Raw genomic sequence first — 19,835 nt, 5'->3', positions numbered from 1 at the left:
ATGGATATGCTATCCGCATGCATTTGTATTTTCTGTAACGGCTGAGCTGGCCGACCGCGACCATCGAGAAGGCTCGATAGGCGGAGGCCACTTGCTCTGACCCTGTTGAGGGTCGCCGTTATTTTGCGTACCCATTTTGTTGGCTCAACCAGCCAGTGGTGCGCCTGTGTGAAGGAATCAAATGCACACCGTTCATCATCACGCTCCCGCGCGCCATCGCGCACAGCTCACCGCCTCAGATATCTCTGTGATGCGAGGCGCCACACCCGTTCTCAACCACGTAGATCTCACCCTCACCCCCACCTCCCGGCTCGCGATAGTTGGGGAGAACGGGCGAGGAAAATCGACCCTCCTGCATGTCCTTGACGGCACGCTTGTCCCTGACAGCGGCGCGGTGCAACGTATCGGCACGATCGGTGTTGCCGATCAGGAGATGGACGCCTCCGATCAACGCACGGTCGGAGAAGCCGTAGCCGATGCCATTGCGGAGCCCCTCGCCGCCCTGAAGAATCTGGATACTGCCAGCCACGCGCTGGCCGATGGCACCGAAGCGGCAGCCGTGCAGTATTCAACCGCTCTGGAGCATGCTGAAGCACTCGATGCGTGGGATGCTGAGCGAAGAGTGCTCATTGCGCTCGAAGCCCTCGACGCGGAAACCGATATGGCTAAGCCGCTTGGGCACTTGTCCGTTGGGCAGCGGTATCGAGTGCGTTTGGCGTGCCTTCTTGGGGCCGACGACGATTTTCTCTTGCTGGACGAACCAACCAATCACCTCGACCGCAGCGGCCTCGAGTTCTTGACCTCCCAGCTCAGTTCCCGTGACGGCGGCGCTGCGGTGGTCACTCACGACAGGGCGCTGTTATCCGACTTCGCCACAACCATCTTGGATCTAGATCCGACTCGCGATGATCGTCCGCGCGTCTATGGAGGTGGATACGCGGGTTACAAGGACGGCCGCCTTGCCGAAAGAGAACGCTGGGAGCAGGAGTACGAGCGTCAACAGGCTGAGCGTGCTCAGTTACAGGACAGACTGAGCGCTGCACAGAATCGGCTAATTTCGGGGTGGCGCCCCGAGAAGGGAACGAACAAGCACGGGCGCGCCACCCGCGCAGGCGGTCTGGTGCAAAATGTTCACCGGCGTCAAGAGGCGCTAGAATCGCATGCTATGACGGTGCCTGAACCGCCGCACGTGTTCCGCTTTCCCGCACTGCGCGCCCGGCAGGGTGCGACGCTCTTGAGCGTGGAAAACGTGAGTGTTGTGGGACGCCTCCGCGGCCCCGTCTCGCTCACGCTGTCCCATCGCAGCCGGCTAGTCATCACCGGACCGAACGGAAGTGGCAAATCCACGTTGCTCGGAGTGGCCAGCGGCGAACTGACGCCCGACACGGGCGGGGTCCGAAAGCCGGAGCGCACGCGTTTGGGCTTTCTCCGGCAAGAGTCAGAATTGCCAGCCGATCGGCGAGCAAACGAGGTTTATAGCGAACACCTTGACTCCCTCGTCTCCAATGGAATCGTTCCACCGTCCGAAGCTGTAGGTATGGGACAGCTCGGGCTCCTGAAACCACGCGAACTCGGTAAACGCGTTGGCGAGCTATCAATGGGACAACAACGCCGGCTGGACCTAGCATTAGTGCTCGCCATGCGCCCTCACGTCCTGCTTCTGGACGAGCCGACCAATCATCTCTCAATTGCCCTTGTTGATGAGCTAACTGAGGCACTTGGGGCCACGCAGGCCGCCGTTGTACTTTCCTCCCACGACCGGCAGATCCTGCGGGATGTGGCCGACTGGCCAACCATCGATCTAGGTGACATGGACAGGCGGTAGGTGGCTTCGCCGTCGTCGTCGTTAAAAAACAAACTACGCGGGATCACCTACTACTCCAGCGTGACGAATCCTTCTTCCACGAGCCAGTCGCGGGCCACGATCGCCGGATCCTGCCCGTCAAGATCAACGCGAGCGTTCAGTTCCTGCATCGTCTCGTTGGTGAGCAGCGGCGTGAAGGAATCGAGCACTTCCTGGATCTCCGGGTACTGCTCAAGCGCCTCCTCGCCCACCACCATGGAGAGGTTGTAGAGCGGGAAGAATTCGCGATCATCCTCGAGTACCTTCAGGTCCAGCCCGGGGATGCGCCCGTCAGTCATGAATACTTCGCCAAAGTTGCAGTCACTGCCTGCGGTGGCCGAGTAGATGAGCCCAATGTCCATGGTGACCACCTCAGCGAGATCGCCGGTCGTGAGGTCATACGCCTCAAGGAACGGATCGAAGCCGTCATTGCGGCTGGCGAACTCCGCATCCACGCAGAATGTCAACTCCTCGGGCGGAAGGTCCAGAACATCCGAAAACGTCTCGAGCCCGTGCTCCTCCGCGTAATCGTTGCGCGTGGCGAAGGCATAGGTGTTGTTCATGGGGGCCGGCGGGAGCCATACAAGCCCGTTAGGCTGATCGGCCTCCAGAACGGCCTGCCACTGCTCCTCTTCGCCGGGGACCGGATCCTCATAGCCTAGGTAGTTGATCCACCCAGTACCGGTGTATTCGGGCGCCACGTCCGCATCTCCGTCGAGGGAAGCTTGCCTGGCACCGAAGGAACCGGGGGTATTGGACATGTTAGTGACGTCGAAACCAGCCACGGATAGCGCCGTGGAGATCATGTTTCCCAGAATCAGTTGTTCCGTGAAATCTTTGGCGACGACGGTAATCGGCTCACCGTCAAGGTGATCATAGTGTTGGATCGTGCCCGGCTCAGCCGTCAGCACAGCACCGCTGGCGGATTCGAGGCCGCAGCCCGCCAGCAGTGCGGCGGAAATCGCGGAAGCTGCAGCGAGTCCATAACGGGATCTCCTCATCGGGTGCCTCCCTTCCGTACGGTTGTGAGTTCGACAAGGTGGGCAAGCCAATCGATAAGCAGAGCGAGGGCGGCGATCAGTAAGGCGCCAACAATCAGGACCACGTCCTGACGCAGCTTGATCCCCGACGTCACCAGCTCTCCGAGTCCGCCGCCGCCCGTGAAGGAAGCCAGAGCCACCGTTCCGACGATCAGCACCAGAGCCGTACGAACTCCGGCAATGATGATCGGCAGTGCGAGCGGGAGCTCCACCTTGAGGAGCGTGGCGAAGGAGGACATCCCCATTCCACGGCTAGCTTCAACAACCTTCGGGTCCACAGCACCAATTCCAGCCACGGTGTTGGCGATGATGGGGAGGAGACCGTAAACCACGAGCGCTACAACAGCCCCCGTTGTCCCGATACCGAAGATGGCAGCGCCCAAAGCGATAAGCCCGATGGCCGGCGCCGCTTGGCCGAATCCGGCGATGGTAATGATTGGCTTGGAATAGCGGAGCATGGGGCCACGGGTCAGGCCAATTCCGATCGGGATCGCGATGATCACTGTCGCGATGGTGGCAATCAGGCTGATCCACAGGTGTTGGCGGACAAGCGGCCAAATGTTGCCTAGATCCAGTGTCCGTGCCTCGGTGGTGGAGAGGTCAGCGGTGCTGGTGTAGATGAAGCAACCGGCGATGATGGCCACGCAGATCACAGGCTGGACCAGCATTCTGATCCGGCCAGTGCCGTTGCGCGTGGTGTTCGTTGCAGGTGCCTGCGCCGTCATACGGACTCACCCAGTCGGGAACTCGCGGCGCCCTCTGCCCGCATGCTGCGTATCGCATCCATGACGGTCTCAACGCGAACCACCCCTTGGTACGCGTTCCGGCGGCCAGTCACAACAACAACTCCGTGAGACGATGTGAGCATCGTGTCCAGCACATCATTGAGGCTCGAGTTCAATGTGACGGCTTCGAGTTCGGGATCCTTGCGCACATTGTCGAGAAGGTTCTGTTGTCCCAGTTCCTTCAACGACATCCAGCGCAGCGGCCGCTCATGATCGTCAAGGACGATGGCGTGCTTCCTCCCAATGTCGCGGACACCTTTCAATGCGATCTCAGAATCGTCTCCCACGTGAGCCACCGAAGCCTCATGGAGTTCGATATCCCGCACTCGTGCTCTTGTGAGTTGCTTCAGGGTGGCCCCGGCGCCCACAAACCCCTCCACGAACTCACCATTAGGTTCGGCCAGAATGTGCTCCGGCGTATCGTACTGAACGATCTTTGATCCTTGGTCAAGAATCGCGATCTTGTCACCAAGCTTGAGAGCCTCATCGAAATCGTGCGTGACAAAAACAATGGTCTTTCCCAGTTCCTCCTGTAGCCTCAGCAACTCATCTTGAAGGCGCTGGCGCGTGATCGGATCAACGGCTCCGAACGGCTCGTCCATGAGGAGCACAGGTGGATCGGCAGCTAGGGCTCGCGCCACTCCTACTCGTTGTTGCTGGCCGCCCGAGAGTTCACCCGGGTAGCGATCACGGTAATCGGCTGGGTCAAGGCCAACGAGTTCAAGGAGTTCGTCGGTTCGCGCGGCGATCCGCTTTTTATCCCACTTGAGCATCTTGGGGACCAGCCCCACGTTGTTTCCAACCGTAAAATGTGGAAAAAGCCCTGCGCCTTGAATCACGTAGCCAATGCGTTTACGAAGGGCATCAGGATCCACGTTGGTGACGTCTTCATCGCCGATCAGAATCCTGCCCGACGTGGGTTCAATGAGTCGGTTAATCATCTTCATCGTGGTTGTTTTACCGCAACCCGACGGGCCAACCAGCATCGTGATCTCGCCAGCGGCAAACTCCATCGTCACGTCATTCACGGCGGGAGTGGACTGGCCCGAGTACGTCTTGGTGATGCTCTCAAGAAGGATCCGCTTGCCGGTGGTATGTGAGTTTTCAGACACGAGAAATCCCCTTGGAGGGTGTCAGCCGGGTCAACAGGTTCAGGACGAGGTCCAGAATGATGGCGAGAAGGATGATGCCGAGCGTTCCGGCAATGATCGAATTCGTGGCGTTCGCACCGCCCATACGAGAAATGCCGGAGAAGATGTAGCCACCGAGTCCCGGGCCCAGTGCGTAAGCGGCAATGGCCGCAATCCCCATGAGCATCTGCGCCGAGACGCGCACACCCGTCATGATCACCGGCCACGCGAGAGGTAGCTCAAGGCGTAGCAACGTTTGGACGCGCCCCATCCCCATGCCTCTGGCGGACTCCACCAGACCGCTATCAACGGCCTGAATTCCTACAACCACATTTCGCAGAATCGGCAGGAATCCGAAAAACACCAAGATAACCACCGAAGGGAGCACGCCGATGCTCACAATACCCACCAGAAGGCCCAGTAGGGCATAGGACGGAATTGTCAGTCCCACGGCAGAAAAAGTCTGTGCCGCAGCGGCGCCCCACGAGACTCGAGTGGCTAATACTCCGAGTATGACCGCGAGCGCGGTGGCGATCAGCAGGCTCTGAACCACCAAGCTCATGTGTTGGTAGGACAGAAACGCGAGGACTGACCATCGTTCGGAAACGAAGGCGAAGAAGTCGGTAACCGCCGCCATACACAGTCCCATCTGCCAAGTGAGCCATGACACTCATGGCTGCAATGCAGAAATAGTAACGAACATCGAGCCGGATTTCATGCATTTCTTCAAATTACCGTTGACATATCAGGCAATTACGTTTGGCTCATTCCCTACTACAGTAACGAAAGATCCAAGATCCTTCGGTGCTAGAAACTGCCCAACTTCGACATTGCTGCGATGACGTGTTATGGGACGCCGAGGAATCTGAGAGCAACGTCGTCGTCGTAACAAAAGACAGGCCTCACTATCGGACGTCGCTCAAACGCGCGCCGTAATTCCGGTGAGATACGCCGAAATAATGGCTTCTTCGTTAATGGAGGCGCCCCGGACGATGCGTTGCATGAGCATTCCGTCCACGAGCGCCGCAAGGTCATGGGCGTGAATCTCGGGATCGGCGATTCCCAGGCGCTGGAGCATAGCAGTTGCCAAGGCGATGAAGGATTCTCGCACCTCGGGCCGCGTCGCGAGCGAGGCCCGGAGTTCTGGATCGTTTCGACACTCCAACAGGAGCACCAACCGCGCAGCGTGATCGTTGGCGCGGCGCATGGTCGCATCTAGCCCGGTCACAACGATGGAGGCGACGCGGCGTGGGGTCAACTCTTCGGGGATCACTTGAGCGGCGAGATCATCGCCAGTGCGAGCGGCTAGGTTCTCCACGATCAGGGCGATGAGGTCGCGGCGGGTGCGGGCATAGTACGAGGTGGAGCCGTCCGGCAATCCGAGCTCGCGATCAATGGTCAAGTGAGTCAGCGCGCGCATTCCCCGGGTGGCGAGAATCCTGATTCCCGCCTCGGCAATCTGTTCGCGGCGCTCACTCACGTAACCACTCCCCCGTTGCTGCACAGCATTCAGTTCTCTATGAGTATAGAGTATATTAAGGAATCTCTACGACCATAGAGGATAGGGAGTGGGCACGAATGATTAAGTGGTTCGATAACATCACCTCTGCCGATACAGCACGGGTAGGCGGCAAGGGTGCAAACCTGGGCGAATGTGCCAGAGCGGGGCTGCCCGTACCGCCAGGTTTTTGCGTCAGCACAGATGCGTACCGCGAAGCCACCCGGAGCATCGCGCAGCTCCTCGCTGCAGACGCCACACGACGTGACGCTGAGGCGGCGCGACATCGTATCTTGGAACTCTCTCTCCCAGAGGCGGTGCGGTCCGCGATCAGTGACGCCTATGTTCAGCTCGGTGAGCCGGCGGTTGCCGTTCGTTCGTCAGCTACGGCGGAGGATCTGGCCGATGCGAGCTTCGCTGGTCAGCAGGACACCTACTTGGGCGTTATTGGAATTGAGGCCGTGCTGGACGCCGTTCGCCACTGCTGGGCGTCTCTTTGGACCGACCGCGCCGTTGACTACCGGCGCCAACAGGGCGTCTCAGACGATGGGTTGGCACTTGCGGTTGTCATTCAAGAAATGGTGGCTGCGGACACTGCCGGAGTTTTGTTCACTCGCGATCCGGTCACGGGGGATGATTCGACGATGCTGGCCAGTTCCTCTTACGGCCTTGGGGAATCAGTGGTTGCCGCGCTGGTCACCCCCGATATGTTCACGCTATCACGCAGTCCCGCCGCCGTTGTGGCGCGGGAGATCGGATCGAAAGATACTCGGATCGACCCGACGCCCGATGGAGGAACAACAAGCAGGGAAGTGGCCGAAGCGGATCGATCCACGCAAAGCGTCACTGATAATCAGCTATTGCGGCTGATCGATCTGGGCGAGCGCGTCGAAGCCCACTACGGCACAGGGCAGGACATCGAGTGGGGCTTCTCCGGCCACAATCTGTATCTTCTGCAGGCTCGCCCGATCACCACCAGCGTCACGGCCATCGAGGGCCACGCGCCCGTCAAGGGCCGCTTCGCCCGGTTCCTACGCGATGATGTCATGGAGCATTTTCCAGCCCCGTTTCCCCTTGATCTCTATGCCGTACACAAGGTTCAAGGCGTGGTCCAAAATCTGATGCACGCCGCGGGTCTGAAGGCCGGTTCAGCCGAGGCCTTCGTTCAAGGAGATGAGGACGGGATCATCCGTATTCCGGAGAACAAGCCGCGCCCCAGCATCGCAATCCTGACCCGTCTCCCCCGGCTCTTCGCCGCAGGAATGAGCCACACCCCAACCTTGTGGACTGATGAGGAGGCTGCGTGGAGCGAACAGCTCGCCGATCTGACAAACCGTTTCGAGAATCTGGCATCGGGCGGCGATACGGATGCTCTAGAACTGATCGGCCATGCCGTGGAGGATGCCGCCTCAATCACTGCAGATCGTTTCCTCCACTACCTCGCCCCGATGATGGTCAACCGCACCCTAGCCGCATGGTTCATCAAACTGGCACGCCTAGAACGCGCGATCACACCCGAGGATCTGTACGTTGGCGTACAGTACAAGACTGCCGACATCACACGTGCAATCAATGGCCTTGCGGCCATGGCACGCGAATCAGGCGTTACTGAGCCAATCATGGAAGCTGAACAAGGCGATGCCATCTTGGCGCTCAGTGCCACTCAGGAAGGCCGCTCGTTCCAGAGTCAGGTTTCGGAATTCCTCGCGGAATGTGGAGCACGGACCGCGCGATTGTATCTTCCTTTCTCGAATCGATCGTGGCGCGAAGATCCTGAAATCTTCTATGCACTCCTGGCTTCCACGCTCCGAGGCGAGCCACTTGAGCCGAACCTGACTGCCAATGCAGCACAAGAGATCGAGCAGCGGCTACCCGGATTCCTGCGTAAGCGATGGCGGACCAACACCGCGCAGTTGCGCGCCCGGCACATCGGGCGAGAGGGAACCGTCTACCTGATCGAGGAATTCTTCTGTGTTGCCCGGGCCGCCATGGACGAGATCGCCCGGCGCCTCGTTCATCGGAAACAGCTCGACGATGCGGCTGATATCCGTTTTCTCTACTTCGAGGAGGTCGAGAACGCCCTGAGGGACGCCGGGGTAGCGCTTCAACCGGTCGTGGCGAAACGGCGGCGCAAGCGGGGCACCGCCGAAGCAGTTTGGTGGGGGCGAGTTTTTGACGGCGACGACGACGAAGCGGCTGCTCTACGGGGGCTACCAGCGAGCGCGGGGCAAGCAAGCGGAACTGCACGCGTGATTCACTCACCGCAGGAGTTTCACCGCCTTCAGCCCGGGGATATTCTGGTCTGTCCTTACACGGACCCTACGTGGACGCCTCTGTTCGCTCTCGCCGCCGCGGTAGTTGCTGATTCGGGCGGGCCTCTATCCCACGCCGCGATCGTTGCCCGCGAATACGGCATACCTGCGGTGCTCGGTACTGGGAGCGCGACCAGTCTGCCGGACGGCGCAACCGTGCTCGTGGATGGAGCAGCTGGCACCGTCACCGTGCTTGACGGCGCCCAATCATGAACAAGGATGCCAGCAATTGGGGCAACGCCCACAGGCGACTCTGCATTCTGACAGTCTTATTGGCCACCGCTGCATCCAGCTTGATGCAGACCTTCCTCACCGTCAGCCTGCCCACTCTCACCAAGGAACTCGATGCCCTCGGGTGGTACGGCTGGGTCACTGGCATTTACCTCGCCACCTCAACGCTGTTTATCCCTGTCTGGGCAGTGCTGTCCGATAGGATTGGCCCCCGCACTGTGTTTATGGCCGGCATGGCACTGTGGGCCACAGCCACATGGGCCGCATCGGCCGCAGGCTCGATCACGTGGCTACTTGGTGCCCGAGCACTCCAAGGGATGGCGTCTGCCGCCATCGTTCCAGCCGGGTTCGCGGCTATCATCGCCGTGTACCCGGGGCGTTATGGCAGACTCATCGGGCTCATGGGCGCCGTCCAAGCCACCGTTACCCTCGCTGGCGGCCCACTCGGAGGGTGGCTAGGCACTTCGCTTGGCTGGCGAGGCTCACTCCTCATCGTTGCAGCCGTCGCTGTTTTTCCGATCCTATTAGGCTGGCTGACATTACCCCGCGGTGCCCAATCAGCATCGGCGACTGGCCCGGTACGTCTGTGGAGGTCGCCTCAGGTGCGGCGAGCGGTTTCTCAGACAATGCTGTTGGCCGTCATCGCATTCGGGGTGTCCAGCTATCTCCCGTTACTGCTCCAAACGAAGTTTCACCCGAATGTTGCACATTCGGCAGTATTCGTCACGCCCACCCTGATCGGCGTTGCCATCGGCTCGGGCATTGGCGGTGTTCTCGCCGAACGCCGCGACACAACCCGCATCGCCTGGTTCATCGCCCTCATGGGTCTGACGCTCGTCTGGGCACCTTTCGTAGTGGCGGCCAGTATCGGAAGTGCGCTCGCTGCAGCTGGGGTCGGCGTCGGCTTACCCTCCCAACTTATCGCCGTCGAACGCATCGCAACCACGGCGCACGCTTCCAAAGTGGGCGGCATCATCCAAGCGGCTCGAAATACCGGAGGCGCGCTCGGCGTCGCCATTCTTGGAATCCCCCTCCAACTGGGCGTCACATCCGAACTCGGGGCGTGCTATGCGTTCGCCGCTATGCTGGGGCTGTGCTGTCTCACGTTGATTATCGGTTACATAACCGAGATGGCTTTGCGGTCAGATTTATGAGTGGCACAAAAACAGAAGGCCGGCCTTCAGGAACCTAGTGGTGTGTACTTACCGTTAATCCGCCCACTCAATGTCTGCGGCCGCGATGGCTTCAGACAGGATTCGGATTGCCTTTGGGCCAACACCATGAAGCTCACCCAGCTGTGCTTTCCCAAAGGCCGCCACTTCGGCGAGAGTAGTTAATCCCTGAAGAAGGAGCGCACTATTGGCAGGGCGGCCAATTCTCGGCAAGTCACCGATCTGCTCCGGAGTGTCACGCGTACTCATACCGCCAGAATAACAACAACGCGGCCCAGCATGAATTGGCCCCAGTACGGGAAAGAGCCCTCCGCACTCCGCTCAACTCGTTGAGCATCCGCCAATTCCAGACGAATCAGTCCTCCAACCTAAAGGCGTTACTCACGTTTTCAATCGTGAATTGTTGGCGGAGCTTGGCCGCGGTGTTCGTGTTGGCGAACATGCCATTGCGCCAAACGGCCTGCTCTCGGGCAACCGTGTGAATCCACTCCACCGGCACCGCCCATTCGGCGAGGTCATCATCCTCGTCACCATCGTGACAGTATGTGCCTACGAGTTGGAGGTCACTAAGCAGCTTAGGAACACCGCCGACGTCAACGGAGAGCTGATCGAAACGCTGAGCCTCGCCAGAGACTATACCTACGCCTACGTATCCTGATTTCGGAATGTGGACGAACACTCTGGCACCTACCGGCAAATTCTTGAGGGTCTGCGAATACCATTTACCTCCACCACCAGAAACAAAACCAAACTTCATGCCGTCTACCCACTGCCGGGAGCCCTCATTTTCCCCAAAGGCCACATACCAGTCTTTGCCATTCCACGGTTCACGAGTCTTTGTCTTTCGCGCAGCCGTTGCACTGGGGGTCACTGCTTGGTTTTCGTTCTCAACGAGCCACGTGCGGGCGAGGTACGAGGCACCATTATCAACGAAATGACGGAAGAAGAGCACATTGATAGGAACTCCGAAATCTTCATTGAGGAAGCGGACAATGCGCTCCGTTGCCGCGTCAAGACTTGCTGCAACGATCGTGAACGATTGAGTAGCGTTGACCTCCTCGGGAAGTGTTTCGTTGAAACACTCTGCGAAGGCCTCCTCAAGTGCAGCACCTGGGCGATAATGCTCGAATATTGCTTGAATATCAGATCTACCGAGAGTCGACACCCATGATCCGTAATCAAGAGCCTGAGCGGTAACCTCGCGCGGCGTCTTGTTGCGCTTGAGCTCAAAGACATGTACCGCAGCGGTTTCATCCAGTGCAAGCAAGTCAATGAATCCTCCGAATGCAGTCGCGACCTGTCTTCCTATAATGAGGAGAGTCTCCCCCAACATTCCCGGGTCTGACTCGATATATGTTTCAAGTTGTTTTTCCAGCCCGATCGATGTGGGCACGAGCCTCGTCAGTTTGTCCCCGTCGGCCCTCCACAGGCCCATTTCTACTGCCACTCGTGCTCCATCCTATTAGCGCTGCTGCTAGTTACCGTGATACACGCATATGGGCGGCCTAGATTTGGTAAAGGTTCAGCTGTTAATCGGCAACGATCAACACCGATACGTACTAGATTGTAGTACGGCATCTCTTATTCGGCAGGCGGAATGCTACCAACGCTCAACTGCAAGCATTAACTTCGGTGCCGTCTTCGCAGCACCCGCAGTCATTCTCTATGCTTAACTGTCGAATGGCAGCGAAGAGTCTATACATAACTGCTACCATCCGTACATGAACCTCGAACTGCGGTCGATGGGCGTCTCCGATGCAGAAGAGCTTGCCTCATGGGCCACCGATCCGTTGTTTTGCGCTCACGCTGGATGGAAACAGCGCACATCTACCGCCGAAGCAGTCGCGTCATGGCGTGAGGCAATCGAGAAGCCGGATCCCCTATTGACTCGACTGATGGTCATCCGGGACAACGAGCCCATGGGGTACGTCGATCTCTATGGTGACACCCTCGGAATGCGTGAGCTTGGGTTCGTGATCGGTCCGTCAAGAAGATGGCGGCAAGGCGTAGGGATAGCGGCAGCCAACGCAGGGCTCGCATATGGATTCGCTACCCTCGGCCTGACACAGATCTGGGCTGAGGCCGTAGAGGCGAACGTTGCTTCGGTACGGATCCTGCGACGGATCGGAATGAAGGAGACTGGCATCGGAAGCACGGAGACCTTTCTAGGTTCCTCGTCGCGGTACATTCAGTTCAGTATCTCCCGGAGAGATTGGCTCGAGAACTGTCAGCTCAACACCTTGCGAAGCCAGTTATAACGCCCCATCCTCGGAGGGCCGCTCCGAAGGGTAGTCGTGCACCTAGTCGTGGCAGCTGCCGAAACTTCTTGTGACTTTCCTAGCGCTACATAAGAATTGCGGCACAATACACTACCGCTTCGTGTCACAATAAACCTGCCCCAGAGATTGCAAGCCTGAGCTAGCGGGTACTTAACAGTTTTGTCGCAAGGAGCCTGATGGACGATATAGTAAAAGCTGAGGATACGACCATCTCAACCAGTGACGAGCAGTTTGCCATCGCCGCCTTTAAGAAGTCCATCTCCGACCACCAGCAGCAGGCACTGGAGACTATTGACAAGGTTGCACAGGCTGCAATGTCAGCGGCTAACCACGCAACCAATGTTGCACCACTTCTCAAAAAGCCCGAGGTTCGCTATGTCGTCGACGCCACTAAAGATGTCCAAGAGGCGCTAGCCAAAGGCCTCATTAAGTTTGATACCAACAAAGCTGGCGACATGTTTGCACAGTTCAGAGATACCAAGGGCCGTTTTGGACCGAAAGTGCCGATCAAAGAAGAGCTGGTTAATCAAGGGATTAACCCGGCAGACGCCGCAAGTGCGATGCAGCTACGCGCGATGCAGCAGCAATTGAACGAAATCACAGAGGCTCTTGAATCGATTACCGAAGATATTGCCGAAGTAATTCAGGGCCAGCAGAACGATAGGCTCGGACTCTACTTCTCGGGTATGAATCTTTACCTCGAAGCGAGGCAGATCCAAGACGGTCCTTTCGGGCAGCTCGTCTCAGCCCAAGCCGTTAAAGCTTTGAGCGACGCAAGCTCCCAAATGGCTCTTGCAATGCAATCTGACGTCCAATATTTGCTCGATAGGAAGTACGAGAACAAGAAATCGAAGCGTGCCGCTGAAATCGAATCCCGGATGGCTAGCATCAACAAATGCTTCGAGGCTATTCACAGGTCATATGTTCTGAAAGCCGCTGTGTACTTTGACCTAGGTGAAACGAGCGCAATGCTCACCACGATCGACGAATATGGAAGGTTCCTAAACGCGACGGTCATTCCTAACACGCCGAAGCTCAGGGAACTCGACCCAACTGACGTCCTGTTAAGAGACGGGATTTGGGAGAATCGCTCGAAGTCCATCTCCGGCGTTGACGAGATCAGAAAGCAGCTTTCTGAAACCACAACGTACTACCTTGAACCCAGTGAGGACGCAGAACAGAACGATGAAAGATAAGCGAATCAAGCGCTGCCCTAACCCTGAGTGCGAGGCATCGATAGAAAAGTCTGATTACGGCGCGGACGATGTCTATTGCACGAAGTGCACCGACAAGCTGCTTTTTGTCTGCACCAAGTGCGGTAAGCCGATTGAGGACATCGACCCCAGTCATAAGATCTGCTTCCCGTGCCAAGCCAAGAAAGACGACCTTAAAGATAAAAGCAAAGATGGAGCGAAGAAAGTGGTAGGTGGGCTCGTCGGCATCGCGACTGTGGCTGTTAGCTTCGTTTATAGGTCCAAGAAGTAGTTCAGAGACGTGCAAGAGAGGACCCCAAGTCCATCTAATTGAGTATTATTTCCCAACGTCAAACGAATTACTATCCTCAGGAATTGCGCGATCTGACCAGAGGTTCGATGCTCAACATTACGCACCTCAGATTTCACCGCTGTAGACCCTGCAATTCCTGGCTTATCTATGTGCCCGGTCGTGCGTGTTCGTATGAGCCCGAGACTAAGTACTCCTCGAAGCAGACTGAGATCCGATGTAACCCCACATGGCGTGATGTAACCCCACATGGCGTATTGATCCCTCAGAACCTCCATCCCTCAATCCGGAGCAAAACAAAGAACTTAATCCACGAGACTCCGTGCTAGTCGGCGATATTCGGAATCTTCTGGTTCTTGCCATCCACGGCAAGCTGTCGCCCCCGGACCTTCAAGCCGACGTCCTGGCCTTGGTCACACACTCACAAGCTCAAGCTGCTGGCCACTGGGACACGCAAAAAGAGCCAGACGAGCGTCCTCCAAGGATGGTCCCTTCGTCGAAGGTTCACATCTGATCCATCTGGGCTGTTTAGCCCTTCTCACTTTCAATCCCCACCAATATCAGGGTCTCTACGTAGATAGTTTTCAACCTTCCCGCGAGGATGAGAACGCTGACAAGCCGCCGGAAACTGGCGGCTGCTAGGTAGCGCAGAAGGCTGATATTGCATCGATTCGGGACATTCGAGGCGCAATTGTCAGGTCGATAGCTTCATCGACGACTAATTGGCCGGTGCAGCGCTAGGCAGCCTCGTTCCGCAGTATGGTGTGCACCGCACGACTGTATCGTCACACCTTACACGCGTCGGCGTCGTGCGCCACTTTCGGGCCTCTAACTGCTCTGTGCGATTTCGGCGATCCAACGGTTAAGCGCGTCGACAGCGGAGTCTAGCGAAATGTTGAGGTTCGCAGATGCCGCTGCCTTCGAGAAGTCGTTGTTCCAGTGATCGTGTGCCTGAATCGTTGGTGGCCAAGGCCTCGTAGGTAAGTCTAGTTGCAGAGCTTCCGAGGAGCGCGCCTCGAAGAGCGTTACGGCAGCGTCTCGAACATCAGCGAGCGAGGGATTACCCGTGGCAGTAATCAGGTCTCGTAACAGGAGCAAGTCAACAACGTCGCGTGGTCGATCATTGACAATATCCGGAGGTTCGTGCCGATCGGAAACTGCGTGAATCTTCTGCGCGATCTGGAACCTCATCGCTATCCCCACTAGCGCGTCTGGATCAGGCAACCCAAAACCGCGCAACGATGGTGGTTCAACAAGTTCTTGTTCTCTCCCGATGCCTGCCTCATCGGGCGACACCTCGAACTGAACGCGCCGCCACGTCACCCCTCGCAGATCAAGGTAGATATCGAATCGCCGGGGCTTCACGATCTTGTTCGGCACGTCAATGACGTGCACTTCTCCTCGGCGTAGCGTCAGTGAACCCCACGGCTCATCAAGCGCCCCTTCCAACGCGGTGAAGAAGTCTTCCATGTCACCGCGGATCAGACCATCGACGTCCTTCGTCGTTCTAGCTGTGACTTCGAGCCGATGCTGCAACAGAGTGCCACCCTTCAGCAGGAAGAGTTGGCGACCGTCCGTATCGAGAGCGCGCTGGACGGCGGCTATTGCGACTGACGATGCGATCAGCCAGCCGAGCCTGCCTCCCTGTGCTTCTTCACCAACTTGTCCCTCAGCCTGAGCGATCCAGACATTGAGTACCTTCGCAGAGGCAGGCTGCTTGCTCTTCGGTCTCAGGGCACCAAGTATTGCAGCCATGCGCGATGGATTTTGGTCATCCCTCATGGCGAGTATCCAGATCCGACATCAACGCTTCTCGTTCGTCCGTCTTGAGATACCCCTGCGCGTGTCCGCGATCAATAGCTTGGCGAAGCAGATAGGTCGGTGTGCCATACGAGATGCACTGCGCGATCGCCGTCGCCGGTTTCACTGTCGGCATCTCGTCACACCAGCCAATCTGTTCAGGGTCGAGATCCTCATAATGGACGACGTACTCCGCGCCATCAGCGCGGCGGAACCGGCGGTTCTTGGAGACAGTCAGATGAATCCGTGAGGGATTGACGTCACTAATCCCGTACAGATCCAGCGCAGTCTCATGCGACAGAGCCGCCTCTGGAACACGCGTCCACAACACGGCGAGCATCTTCTGGTCGTGCTCGCCAACAGGGTACTTCGGAAAGCGGTAAACACCATGGGCTACACGGTCTAGGGTGCCCCGATGCACGAGCATCTGGAGAGCTTGCATGCTCACGCCAGCCTCGACGGCCTGCACGGCAGTGACGAAGCCATGCTGGGTATCCGCGATCCCCCATAAGTCATCGCGCGACATCATCTTCAATTCCATGTCATTAGTCTAACGGAACCGTTATAGTTTTGCCACAACGAACCAAAGGTTGAACGGTTGGCAGCCGACTACCGCGACGGTGCGACAGTGGAGGAGCTGGCGAAGCGGAACCGGATTCACCGCACCAAGGTATCTGCGCATCTAACTCGGTGGTGTACCCCGGTTGGAATCCTTGCCTCGTATACTGAGGATCGCGGCATATGCGAAGACGAGCGAGGAGTTCTGAGATGAAAGTTGCGATCTACAACGGACCCCACGCTGTGGAGGTTGTCGAGGTTCCGACGCCTGCCATCGGGGATGACGACGTGCTGATCCAGAATCTGCACGCGGGTGTGTGCGGCACGGATGTGGCGGTGTACCTGCACGGGCCCGAGGCACACCGGAACACGATCGGTGATGAGTTCGGCCACGAGATGATCTCCCGTGTCGCGGCCGTTGGAAAGAACGTCACCGAGTTCCATGTTGGTGAAAGGGTCTACCCGTACCCGTTGCTCGCGCGCGGTGACACCTCTCGCGCCGGGACTCTGGGCGGGTTCTCGGAGTGCATCCTCGTCCCGCATCCGAAACCCGGCGTGGAGCTCTACCCGGTCAGCGACGCGATCTCCGACAAGGCCGGTGCATTGATCGAACCCCTCACCGTCGCGATGCACGCTGCGAAGCAGGGCCAGCCACAGCCTGGAGAGACCGCGGTGGTGTGGGGTGCGGGAACCATCGGCATCGGCGCGGCCGTTGGGCTGCGCCGGCTCGGAATCGAAAAGGTCCTCATCGCCGACCTGTCCGACTTCCGCCTTGGTATCGCCGCAGGCCTCGGCTTCGAGACTGTCAACCCCGGATCGAGCGATCTGGTTACCAAAGCCACGGAGCTGTTCGGCACAGCACCGTCTCTGACCGGGCCCACCGCGAACGTGGACATCTACGTGGATGCCGCTGGCGCGGACAGTCTCATCGCCACGTTCCAAGACATCGGGAAGATCACCGCCCGCCTCGTCGTCGTCGCCGTCCATTCCACCCCGATCCCGGTCGATTTCAGCCGGCTCTCGTTTGCCTCGCAACGAATCTCGGGCTCAGGCGGATACACGCCACAAGACGTACGCGACGTGCTTGCGTTGCTGGAGAGCGGGGAGGTGGACATCGAATCGATCGTGACCCACGAGTTTCCCCTCGATCAGATCGTCACCGCCCTCGAAACGGCAGCGGACGCAAACACGGCCCTCAACGTCTCCATCGTCCACGACACGGCCCGCTGAGCACACTCGACCGACAAGCGGTTCGTTGGTTGAAGGTTTAAACCTCGCCTGAGTGGGGCGTTTAGCACTTCGCCAATCTTGGGGTCACAACGTAGAGAGTTCTCAACCCTCACCCCGAGGCCGAGAACGTTGATAACCCGCTGGAGGCGTGGGGTCTACCGGGTATCGTAGCGGGTCGACATCGCCCCGCTACGGGACGTTCGGGGGCAAGTCGTCAGGACGATTGGGAATCCTCAAACCTTCTTGACCCCTGCCGAGGTCGATCGTCTTGTCGACGACTATCTTGCCGGTGCGGCCGTCAATGACCTTGCTCAACAGCGTAGTGTGCACGGCGCCACCCTGTCATCGCACCTCACACGCCGCGGCGTCGCGAGTTCTAAGAGCAGGACGTTGCTGGTGTTCGGCCTGACGGTGCATCCGGGACTGGGCGAGTTGTAACCCTGCAGGTCCGAAGGCGGCGTGCGATTCCAGTTGTGGTGCTGCTACGTATCGGTATTTAGCCTCCACTTTGTATATTCCACGGCTATGCTCGCAGACCGATCTGAAGCCTTGAGGTGCCTTCTCATGAGTCCCATGTAGGCGGCTTGTCATCGGTATTTGGCGTCCACTTGACATATACCAAGGCCACGTCTGCATACAGATCTGAAAAAGGGAAACCGCCAGAATGACACGACCAGTGGTATCAAAGCTACACGGGCTAAAGGTCAAAACGTGGTGTATATTCTCGGGGTTTGTGGCGTAGCGGTAGGGAAAAGACGTGGTCTTTATACTCCTCGCAGCATAAAGGGAGAGGGCCGTTGACTTTCCAGGTCTGATCATTGTGATGGTCTGTCCGTTGTGCGAAAACCATCCCCACGGGCCAGACTGTGCCCGATCTTCCATGACCCGATCATTATAAATCAGGCAAGACATCCGCTGGTGCCCAGCGATGGAAATGCCGCCGGTGCCGGTCGCGACGCACGGCTGTCGGCAGAGTCGATCAGCCGGCTCAGATCTCCCCCAGGTGGGGCGATCCAGTTCGATGACCGTTCATGTAGGGCATCCCGGTTTCCTGTGGCTCCTGATTACGATCGGGAGTCGGGGGAAGGTTCGCGCCGTGTTATGAGCAGAGGTAGGAGCAGTCCTGTCATCAGAATGGTAATCAACCGATTCTTCAGCAGGTCTTCGCCCAAAATGGCGGCAGGAAAGCCGTATCCCACGATCGTAATGAACACTAGGAACGCGATCATGCCCAGCGTTGCGATGGTCACTGTGCGTTTCCACAGCACGCCGATCCCGCATCCGATCTCGAAGACCCCGAGCACAATGGTGAGCCAGCCGATATTGGGCATGACGAAGGACGCCCATAACTCGCTCAGCCATGGGAACAGGGCGGTGTCGGCAAACACTGCGTAGCCTTCGGGCTGCAGTCGGCCTAGGATGAAGTGGGCGATTCCTCCGGCGATGAAGATCACCGCGAACAGTATCCTGATTACCAGCTGGTACCACTGCATCAGTTCTCCTTCAGATGGGTCCGGCGGAAATGCCGGATATGCCCGGCGAGGAGTATGTTGGGACGCTACTGGTCTTCGCTACCGTCGGCGTAGCTGGATCAGTAAGTGGATCGGCGCGAAGAAAACTACGGCGGTCTGCTCGGGATCGAGGCCCTCACGGAACTCTCTCGATGCGAACAAGCTCCAGAACAAGTCTATCTGAGAGGTCAGCCGACGGGCGATAAGGCAGTGTGCAAACGCGTGGACACATCGGCGTCGCGGTACTGCTCGAGAATCATCAGACGACGCAACCGGGCAAACTGCTGATCGTGGATAACGAAGCCGAACATGCCGTGCGCGACCGACACCCTGATACGGGCACCGGCCCCAGCCATCTCGCGCCGCTCGTCAGGATCTGTCGATAGGGTCATCCCGTGAGACTGAAACTTCGCATCACGCACCCACGCCTGTAACGCGGACTTCGAGACCCCAAGATCCCTGACCACGGTTTTCTGTGCGATACCTGATTCGACAAGCGCGACAGCATCTCGCTTGAACTCATCACTGTACTGATTCTTCGGCATAGAATTCATCCTTCCAGCACCACCCCAACAGATGATGCGGCCTTGGACTCAACCAAACCCTCATCAGACCCCACGCCCTACGACGGACTGTCGAACCCAGACCTTCAGGCCGACGCCCTCATCTGGGCCGAGCAGGCCCGCGCCCACGTCGAGGCAACCGGGACAGAGACAAGCGAGATACGCAAAAAGGGCCAGACCCGAACATCCGCCAAGGCTGGTCCCTTGGTCGAAAGTTTGAACCTGACCCATCTGGGGAGTTTAGTGCTTCGCACTTTCAACACCTTCGTCAATCTCGGAAATGAAAACACGTTTTCACTTCTCTCGATTTCCTTGGGGTGGCTGACGGTGTTGTGGTGCAGGAGATTGGAATAGGGTGTCGCGGGGCATTGGAATGGCCT

The 19,835-nt window shown here is 58.1% G+C and carries 18 protein-coding genes and 2 pseudogenes; 9 read left to right on the top strand and 11 right to left on the bottom strand.

Annotated elements, in window-relative coordinates; genetic code table 11:
• Positions 1-181: 181 nt before the first annotated feature.
• Positions 182-1,825 (top strand): ABC-F family ATP-binding cassette domain-containing protein, encoded by a 1,644-nt coding sequence (locus tag ACTHV6_RS09350; protein WP_441387155.1) that lies wholly within the window; start codon positions 182-184, stop codon positions 1,823-1,825.
• Between the two features lie 50 nt (positions 1,826-1,875).
• On the opposite strand, the gene ACTHV6_RS09345 is transcribed toward ACTHV6_RS09350, so the two are convergent.
• The 5 genes from ACTHV6_RS09345 to ACTHV6_RS09325 all read right to left on the bottom strand — a co-directional run bounded on the left by ACTHV6_RS09345 (position 1,876) and on the right by ACTHV6_RS09325 (position 6,278).
• Entirely contained in the window at positions 1,876-2,844 is a 969-nt protein-coding gene (locus ACTHV6_RS09345; RefSeq protein WP_441387154.1) for a glycine betaine ABC transporter substrate-binding protein, read from the bottom strand.
• On the bottom strand, positions 2,841-3,608 hold the full coding sequence (locus tag ACTHV6_RS09340) for an ABC transporter permease (RefSeq protein WP_441387153.1): 768 nt from the start codon (positions 3,606-3,608) through the stop codon (positions 2,841-2,843). The genes ACTHV6_RS09345 and ACTHV6_RS09340 overlap by 4 nt, the downstream gene beginning before the upstream one ends.
• Positions 3,605-4,780 carry an ABC transporter ATP-binding protein gene (locus ACTHV6_RS09335; protein WP_441387152.1) on the bottom strand — a complete coding sequence of 392 codons (1,176 nt, stop codon included), beginning with the start codon at positions 4,778-4,780 and terminating at the stop codon, positions 3,605-3,607. The genes ACTHV6_RS09340 and ACTHV6_RS09335 overlap by 4 nt, the downstream gene beginning before the upstream one ends.
• Positions 4,773-5,435, bottom strand: a complete 663-nt coding sequence (locus ACTHV6_RS09330; RefSeq protein WP_441387151.1) for an ABC transporter permease — start codon at positions 5,433-5,435, stop codon at positions 4,773-4,775. Before ACTHV6_RS09330 ends, ACTHV6_RS09335 begins: the two co-directional genes overlap by 8 nt.
• Before the next feature lie 282 nt (positions 5,436-5,717).
• Positions 5,718-6,278, bottom strand: a complete 561-nt coding sequence (locus ACTHV6_RS09325) for a TetR/AcrR family transcriptional regulator (protein WP_441387149.1) — start codon at positions 6,276-6,278, stop codon at positions 5,718-5,720.
• Positions 6,279-6,376: 98 nt separating this feature from the next.
• Here ACTHV6_RS09325 and ACTHV6_RS09320 point away from each other — a divergent pair, with 98 nt between their 5' ends.
• Both ACTHV6_RS09320 and ACTHV6_RS09315 read left to right on the top strand, forming a co-directional pair.
• On the top strand, positions 6,377-8,821 hold the full coding sequence (locus tag ACTHV6_RS09320) for a PEP/pyruvate-binding domain-containing protein (RefSeq protein ID WP_441387148.1): 2,445 nt from the start codon (positions 6,377-6,379) through the stop codon (positions 8,819-8,821).
• Positions 8,818-9,993, top strand: coding sequence for an MFS transporter (locus ACTHV6_RS09315; protein WP_441387146.1), 1,176 nt, complete (start codon positions 8,818-8,820; stop codon positions 9,991-9,993). Before ACTHV6_RS09320 ends, ACTHV6_RS09315 begins: the two co-directional genes overlap by 4 nt.
• Before the next feature lie 54 nt (positions 9,994-10,047).
• On the opposite strand, the gene ACTHV6_RS09310 is transcribed toward ACTHV6_RS09315, so the two are convergent.
• Together ACTHV6_RS09310 and ACTHV6_RS09305 are read right to left on the bottom strand one after the other, a co-directional pair.
• Complete coding sequence (locus ACTHV6_RS09310) at positions 10,048-10,260, bottom strand: hypothetical protein (protein ID WP_441387145.1); 213 nt, start codon at positions 10,258-10,260, stop codon at positions 10,048-10,050.
• 106 nt (positions 10,261-10,366) lie between these two features.
• Entirely contained in the window at positions 10,367-11,458 is a 1,092-nt protein-coding gene (locus tag ACTHV6_RS09305; RefSeq protein ID WP_441387144.1) for a hypothetical protein, read from the bottom strand.
• A 274-nt stretch (positions 11,459-11,732) separates the two neighbouring features.
• Here ACTHV6_RS09305 and ACTHV6_RS09300 point away from each other — a divergent pair, with 274 nt between their 5' ends.
• From ACTHV6_RS09300 to ACTHV6_RS09290, 3 genes are all read left to right on the top strand, one after another.
• Entirely contained in the window at positions 11,733-12,269 is a 537-nt protein-coding gene (locus ACTHV6_RS09300; RefSeq protein ID WP_441387142.1) for a GNAT family N-acetyltransferase, read from the top strand.
• Positions 12,270-12,466: 197 nt separating this feature from the next.
• Positions 12,467-13,486, top strand: a complete 1,020-nt coding sequence (locus ACTHV6_RS09295) for a hypothetical protein (RefSeq protein WP_441387141.1) — start codon at positions 12,467-12,469, stop codon at positions 13,484-13,486.
• Entirely contained in the window at positions 13,476-13,775 is a 300-nt protein-coding gene (locus tag ACTHV6_RS09290) for an IBR domain-containing protein (RefSeq protein WP_441387140.1), read from the top strand. Before ACTHV6_RS09295 ends, ACTHV6_RS09290 begins: the two co-directional genes overlap by 11 nt.
• A gap of 846 nt (positions 13,776-14,621) precedes the next feature.
• On the opposite strand, the gene ACTHV6_RS09285 is transcribed toward ACTHV6_RS09290, so the two are convergent.
• Together ACTHV6_RS09285 and ACTHV6_RS09280 are read right to left on the bottom strand one after the other, a co-directional pair.
• A complete protein-coding gene (locus ACTHV6_RS09285) occupies positions 14,622-15,548 on the bottom strand; it encodes a nucleotidyl transferase AbiEii/AbiGii toxin family protein (protein WP_441387138.1) in 927 nt (308 codons plus the stop codon).
• Between the two features lie 16 nt (positions 15,549-15,564).
• Entirely contained in the window at positions 15,565-16,134 is a 570-nt protein-coding gene (locus ACTHV6_RS09280) for a type IV toxin-antitoxin system AbiEi family antitoxin domain-containing protein (RefSeq protein WP_441387136.1), read from the bottom strand.
• Positions 16,135-16,361: 227 nt separating this feature from the next.
• On the opposite strand from ACTHV6_RS09280, the gene ACTHV6_RS09275 reads away from it, so the two are divergent.
• Together ACTHV6_RS09275 and ACTHV6_RS09270 are read left to right on the top strand one after the other, a co-directional pair.
• On the top strand, positions 16,362-17,381 hold the full coding sequence (locus ACTHV6_RS09275; protein WP_441387134.1) for a zinc-dependent alcohol dehydrogenase: 1,020 nt from the start codon (positions 16,362-16,364) through the stop codon (positions 17,379-17,381).
• A gap of 893 nt (positions 17,382-18,274) precedes the next feature.
• A pseudogene (locus ACTHV6_RS09270) lies at positions 18,275-18,406 on the top strand (hypothetical protein); the annotation flags it as partial.
• 39 nt (positions 18,407-18,445) lie between these two features.
• Here ACTHV6_RS09270 and ACTHV6_RS09265 read toward each other — a convergent pair.
• Together ACTHV6_RS09265 and ACTHV6_RS09260 are read right to left on the bottom strand one after the other, a co-directional pair.
• The gene (locus ACTHV6_RS09265; protein WP_441387132.1) at positions 18,446-18,874 is read right to left on the bottom strand and encodes a hypothetical protein; all 429 of its coding nucleotides are present in this window, start codon (positions 18,872-18,874) and stop codon (positions 18,446-18,448) included.
• A 347-nt stretch (positions 18,875-19,221) separates the two neighbouring features.
• Positions 19,222-19,437: pseudogene (locus tag ACTHV6_RS09260) on the bottom strand (transposase); the annotation flags it as partial.
• A 42-nt stretch (positions 19,438-19,479) separates the two neighbouring features.
• Here ACTHV6_RS09260 and ACTHV6_RS09255 point away from each other — a divergent pair.
• Positions 19,480-19,809 carry a hypothetical protein gene (locus tag ACTHV6_RS09255; protein ID WP_441387130.1) on the top strand — a complete coding sequence of 110 codons (330 nt, stop codon included), beginning with the start codon at positions 19,480-19,482 and terminating at the stop codon, positions 19,807-19,809.
• Positions 19,810-19,835: the final 26 nt, after the last annotated feature.

The sequence above is a fragment of the Ancrocorticia sp. genome (assembly GCF_052089425.1).
Taxonomy (GTDB): domain Bacteria; phylum Actinomycetota; class Actinomycetes; order Actinomycetales; family Actinomycetaceae; genus Ancrocorticia.
This window is presented reverse-complemented; position numbering and strand designations above follow the sequence as displayed.